Source organism: Mesorhizobium sp. M1A.F.Ca.IN.020.06.1.1 (genome assembly GCF_004023265.1).
Taxonomy (GTDB): Bacteria; Pseudomonadota; Alphaproteobacteria; order Rhizobiales; family Rhizobiaceae; genus Mesorhizobium.
Map to the genome: position 1 here is coordinate 1 of NZ_RZSR01000388.1, position 5,151 is coordinate 5,151.

Annotated in this window: 6 protein-coding genes; all 6 read left to right on the top strand. The window is 65.6% G+C overall.

Annotated elements, in window-relative coordinates; all coding sequences use genetic code 11:
* On the top strand, positions 1-348 hold a 348-nt coding region (locus EOA60_RS17710; RefSeq protein ID WP_348632714.1), incomplete at its 5' end, for an oligopeptide/dipeptide ABC transporter ATP-binding protein.
* Positions 345-1,595 (top strand): MFS transporter, encoded by a 1,251-nt coding sequence (locus EOA60_RS17715; RefSeq protein WP_095825737.1) that lies wholly within the window; start codon positions 345-347, stop codon positions 1,593-1,595. The genes EOA60_RS17710 and EOA60_RS17715, both read left to right, overlap by 4 nt.
* Entirely contained in the window at positions 1,592-2,356 is a 765-nt protein-coding gene (locus EOA60_RS17720; protein ID WP_128311669.1) for an SDR family oxidoreductase, read from the top strand. Before EOA60_RS17715 ends, EOA60_RS17720 begins: the two co-directional genes overlap by 4 nt.
* A 30-nt stretch (positions 2,357-2,386) precedes the next feature.
* Complete coding sequence (locus EOA60_RS17725) at positions 2,387-3,412, top strand: NAD(P)-dependent oxidoreductase (protein WP_095825739.1); 1,026 nt, start codon at positions 2,387-2,389, stop codon at positions 3,410-3,412.
* An 11-nt stretch (positions 3,413-3,423) separates the two neighbouring features.
* On the top strand, positions 3,424-4,362 hold the full coding sequence (locus tag EOA60_RS17730) for a polysaccharide deacetylase family protein (RefSeq protein WP_095825740.1): 939 nt from the start codon (positions 3,424-3,426) through the stop codon (positions 4,360-4,362).
* An 8-nt stretch (positions 4,363-4,370) separates the two neighbouring features.
* Positions 4,371-5,151 (top strand): dihydroorotase family protein (locus tag EOA60_RS17735; RefSeq protein ID WP_164899375.1); only part of this gene is annotated, 781 nt, incomplete at its 3' end.

A 5,151-nucleotide genomic window follows, 5' to 3' on the forward strand; every position in this document is an offset into this window, starting at 1 on the left:
GTCGTGGTGATGTATCTCGGCAAGGTGATGGAAAAAGGCACCGTCGAGGAGATCTTCGGCGGTGCGACCCATCCGTACACCGAGGCGCTGATCTCGGCGATCCGCAGCACCAAACCGGAAGGGGCAGAGCGCAACCGCATCACGCTGACCGGCGACACGCCGAGCCCCGTCGATGTCCCGCGCGGCTGCCGCTTTGCCAGCCGCTGCCATCGCAAGCTGGGTTCGATCTGCGACAGGGAACCGCCACCGATCCGCAGGATGTCCGCCACGCACGAGATCGCCTGCCACATTCCGGCGGAAGCGCTGGAGAGTCCCAGGCATCCGGACGAGGCGAGCGACCGTTCATGACGAGGCCAGCTTCACTGGGCCGCCTCTGGCGTCAGGCCGAACGGTCGCGCGCCATCCTGCCGATCATGGCGCGCGTCTGCCTGGCCGGCACCGGCAGCGCCATGCTGACCACCGCGGTCTCGCTGGCATTGAGCGCGCCGGGAATCGACCCTTCCGAAGTGCAACTCGTGCTGACCGCTTATCCGGTCGGATTTCTCATCGGCTGCATCGTCGCGCGTCCGCTGGTGTCGCGCGTCGGCCATGAGCGCGCCTTCTTCGCCATCACCGTGCTTGCAAGCCTTGCCGCCTCGGGATTCGCGCTCACCGATTTCATGCCGGCATGGCTTTGCCTCCGGCTGCTCGGCGGGCTTGCCATGGCGGCGATGTTCGTTGTCTGCGAAAGCTGGATCAACCTCTATGCCGACCAGCACAATCGCGGCAGGCTGTTCTCCATCTACATGCTGACGACGGCGGTCGCGGTGCTGTTCGGACAGCTGCTGCTGGAGATCGTCGGCGCGCATTCGCCGCATTTGTTCGCCGTCAGCGCGGCGACGGTGCTCTTGTCGGCGCTTGCACGGTTTGTCTCCAGGCCTTGGCCTGCCCTGCCCGCCGAGCAAACCGAGCCGTCCCTGGCCGATATCCCGGCGCATGACGAACGCTACGGCGTCATCCAGTTGCTGCGTCTCGCTCCGGTAACGGTGGTCAGCATCTTCCAGGCAGGCATCACCAACATGAACATCTTCGTGCTGACGCCAATCTACGGCGCCAAGATCGGACTGTCCGCCGCCGCCACTGTCGGCCTGGTGACGACCGTCAGCATTGCCGGCATGCTGGCGCAGACGCCTATCGGATGGCTGTCCGACCGGTTCGACAGGCGCATCATGTTGCTTGTCCAGGGACTGCTTTCCGTGTCGCTATGCGCCTCTATCGCCTGGCTGGGCAGCGGACCGCTACCGCTGCTCTTCCTGCTGTTCTTCCTCTATGGAGCAACCGCGCTCACGGTCTATCCTGTGGCCATCGCCTTCGCCAATTCGCGCATGCACAGCCGGCACATGGTGGCGGCTTCGGGGACGCTGCTTCTGCTCTATTCGATCGGCAACATCCTGACGCCGGGTCTCGCCGCGGGACTGATGGAGCGTACCGCGCCGCAGGCCATGCTGTTTGTGCTCGGCACCGGCGGCATTCTGGTGGCGGTTGCGGCTTGCATCAATCTGCGGCGGCGCCCGGTCAGTGTAGCGGTTGCGCAGCCGTGCGGAGGCGAGCCGTGAACAGCGCCCTTCCCCCCCGTCTGGAGGGCAAGTTCGTTCTGATCACGGGCGCCGCGAGCGGCATCGGCGCGGCGATCGCGAGCCGCTGCGCCGACGAGGGAGCCCGTGTCGCCTGCTCGGATCGGGACACAGCATCGACGAAGGCGCTTGCCGCCAGCCTTGGGCCGAATGCTCTGGCTGTCGACTGTGATGTCACCGATCCGGACTCGGTCCAAGATGCTGTCGACGCGACAGCTCAAGCATTCGGCCGGCTGGACGGTCTGGTCCACAACGCCGCGGCTCCCTCGACCGACGGCACCGTCGCCGACCTTTCAGTCGACAAGTGGCGGCTGGAACTCGACGTCAGCCTGACCGGCGCGTTCCTGATCTCCAAATTCGCGGTGCCGCTGATGGCATCGAGCGGCGGCGGGTCGATCGTCTTCATCGGCTCGCAATTCGCGCGCGTCGCCGTCGGCAAGGCGGTGGCCTATTGCGCGGCGAAGGCGGGGCTTGTGCATTTGGCGAAGGCGATGGCGATCGACCATGCGGATCAGAACATCCGGGTGAACAGCCTGTCGCCCGGAGCGGTCGCGACCGCCCGCCTGCTGCAGCGCTGGTCCAGTCTGGAGGCGGCCGACAAGGGTCTAGGACCTGCGCATCTGCTCGGACGAATTGCCGAGCCCGAAGAGATCGCAGCCGCCTGCGCCTTTCTGCTTTCGTCCGACGCTTCCTTCGTCACCGGCACGGACCTCCTGGTGGATGGCGGCTATGCGGTGCGTTGAATCAATTTCCAGCATAGGAGGCTCCAAGACATGACCCTTCTCGTCACAGGCGGCACCGGCTTCGTCATGAGCGTGGTGGCGCGTGCCTGGCTGGACCGCGACCCTGCCGCGCGCGCCGTCATCCTGGATCGCGCCGGCCTCGACGCCGCGGCCGAAAGGCATTTCGCTCCGGTGCGCGACCGGCTCAAAGTGATCAGCGCGGATATCCTCGACCCGGCGGGGTGGTCCGCCGCACTCGACAACGAGCACATCACCGCGATCGTACATGGCGCGACGATCACACCGATTTCGCGCGGCAGCGCCTCGGAGGCCAAGCGCCAGCCGGAGGCCGAGGACCCGGCTCGCATCGTCGATGTCAATCTCATGGGCACAGTGCGCATGCTCGAATGGGCACGCGCGCGGGCCAACGTGAAGCGCTTCATCTATGTCAGCTCGGGAGCCATCTATCGACACAATGGCCCCGACTGGAGCGGCGAGCCGCTGCCGGAGGACGGCTACGTCGCGCCGTTGACGCTTTACGGCATCTCCAAATTCGCCTCCGAGATGGTGACCAACCGCTATGCCGACCTGTTCGGCCTGTCGGCGGTTTCGGTCCGGCTTGCTTCCGTCTACGGCCCGATGGATCGCGCGACCGAGAGCCGCAACTTCCGCCATGTCCCCAACCGTGTTGCGCACATGGCCCTGGCCGGCGAAACGATCCGGCCGAACAGTCTGGAGCCGGTGGGCGACTATCTTGCCTCGACCGATGTCGCTGCCGCGATCCTCGCGCTGCTTGATGCGCCGCGCCTCAATTACCGCCACTACAATATCGGCTCCGGCTCCGGCCAGACCATCGGCGAGATCATCGCCTGGGCAAAGGAGCGCGTTCCGGCGCTGAAGGTTGAGATGACGCCCGGAGAAGACGCCAATATCGTACAGGACGTGTCGCTGAAAGGCGGCATGTGGGGCGCCTACGACATCGCGAGGATCATGCGTGATACGGCATGGCGGCCGCGCCCGGGCAAGGAGGCGTTCCACGCCTATATGGACTGGATTTCGGCCAACGAGACGAAGTGAGAGGGATTGCCATGACAAGCGCTGCCTCACAACCGGTCCAGCCGCGCGACTTCGTCGGCTATGGACCGAACCCGCCCTATGTCATCTGGCCGGACGGCGCGAAAGTCGCGATCAATCTCGTGCTGAACTACGAGGAAGGGTCGGAGTACAACTGGCTGGATGACGGCCGCAACGACAATTGGGGCGAGTACAACAACCCCGGCCTTTCACCGCATCGCGACCTCGGCACCGAAACGCATTTCGAATACGGCAGCCGGGCCGGCGTCTGGCGGCTGGCTCGGCTGTTCGACCGCTACGATGTGCCGATCACGGTGTCGGCTTGCGCGGTGGCGCTGGAAAAGAATCCCGCCGTCGCCGAGTGGATGAATGCGCGCGGCCACGACCTGCTCGGTCACGGGCTGCGCTGGACCGATTATCCCGGCATGCCGCGCGAGGAAGAGGAGCGGCAGTTGCACGAAGCGATCGCGCTTTACGAGAAGGTGCTTGGCCGGCGGCCGCTCGGCTGGAACTGCCGCTCGTTTCCAAGCGTCAACACCCGCGATCTGCTGGTGCGCGAGGGCGGCTTTCTCTACCACTCCGATCCCTGCAACGACGAGCTGCCCTATTTCGTCGACCATGGCGAGGAGAAAATCCTCGTCGTGCCCTATTCCAAGACGCTCAACGACAGCCGCTTCCTCATCGCGCCGGGTTACAGCAATCCGCGCGACTTCGCCGAGGATTGCCGCTCGGCCATCGACTACATGCTTTGGGAGGCGGAAGAGACGGGCGGACGGATGCTCAACATCTGCGTGCACGCGCGCTGGATGGGCCAGCCGAACCGGGCGTCCGGCCTGCGCGAGGTGATCGAGCACGTGCAAAAGACGCCGGGGGCGATCTTCATGCGGCGCGCCGACATCGCGCGGTACTGGCTGGACAATCACCGGACGTTGGCCGGCAAGCGTGCCGGCTGAACAGCGGAATGTTCGAAACCCTCATCCGCGGCGCGACGATCGTCAACGCAGATAGCGAAGCCCGCCGCGACATTGCCATCAACGCCGGCAGGATCGCGGCCCTGATCCAGCCAGGAGACGCGGCCGAAGCGCGGAAGGTGATCGACGCAAGCGGCTATCTGCTGCTGCCCGGTCTCGTCGATGCGCACGCGCATCTGCGCGAACCGGGACTGACCCACAAGGAAGACTTCTCTTCGGGCACGCATGCGGCCGCGCTAGGCGGCGTGACGACGGTGCTCGACATGCCGACCGACGAGCCCTGGACGGCGACGGCAGACCAGCTTGCCGAGAAGACGTCGATGGCCGAAGGCAAGCTCAACGTCGATGTCGGCTTCCAGGCTGTTGTCAGCGAGAGGCTGGACAGTCTCGAAGGGCTGGCGGCGCTTGCTCCGGTATCGATCGAGCTTTTCACGGCGGATGTCCCAGAGCCGTTTCTTTTTCCGACGGTGGACACCGTTCTTCACGCGCTCAAGCGGATGAGCTCTATCAAGACGATCGTCGGCATCTCGCCCGGCGATCAATCGCTGCTGGTGGGCAGCGCCGGGCGCGTTCATGCTTGCGACATCGCAGCGTTCCGCGAAAGCCGGCCACCACTGGCCGAGGCCAACGGCATCGCGCGGGCGCTGCTGGCGGCGGCCGAGACCGGCGCGCGCGTTCATGTCCGCCAGATCAACTCGGCGCTCGGCGTCGAGACCTGGCGGCGCCTGCGCGATCTTGCCGATGCCAGCGTCGAGACGACACCCCAGAACC

Bases quoted from the DNA above. Each gene is read 5' to 3' on its own strand.
- EOA60_RS17715 (WP_095825737.1), top strand. From the start codon at position 345: ATGACGAGGCCAGCTTCACTGGGCCGCCTCTGGCGTCAGGCCGAACGG.
- EOA60_RS17730 (WP_095825740.1), top strand. From the start codon at position 3,424: ATGACAAGCGCTGCCTCACAACCGGTCCAGCCGCGCGACTTCGTCGGC.
- EOA60_RS17725 (WP_095825739.1), top strand. From the start codon at position 2,387: ATGACCCTTCTCGTCACAGGCGGCACCGGCTTCGTCATGAGCGTGGTG.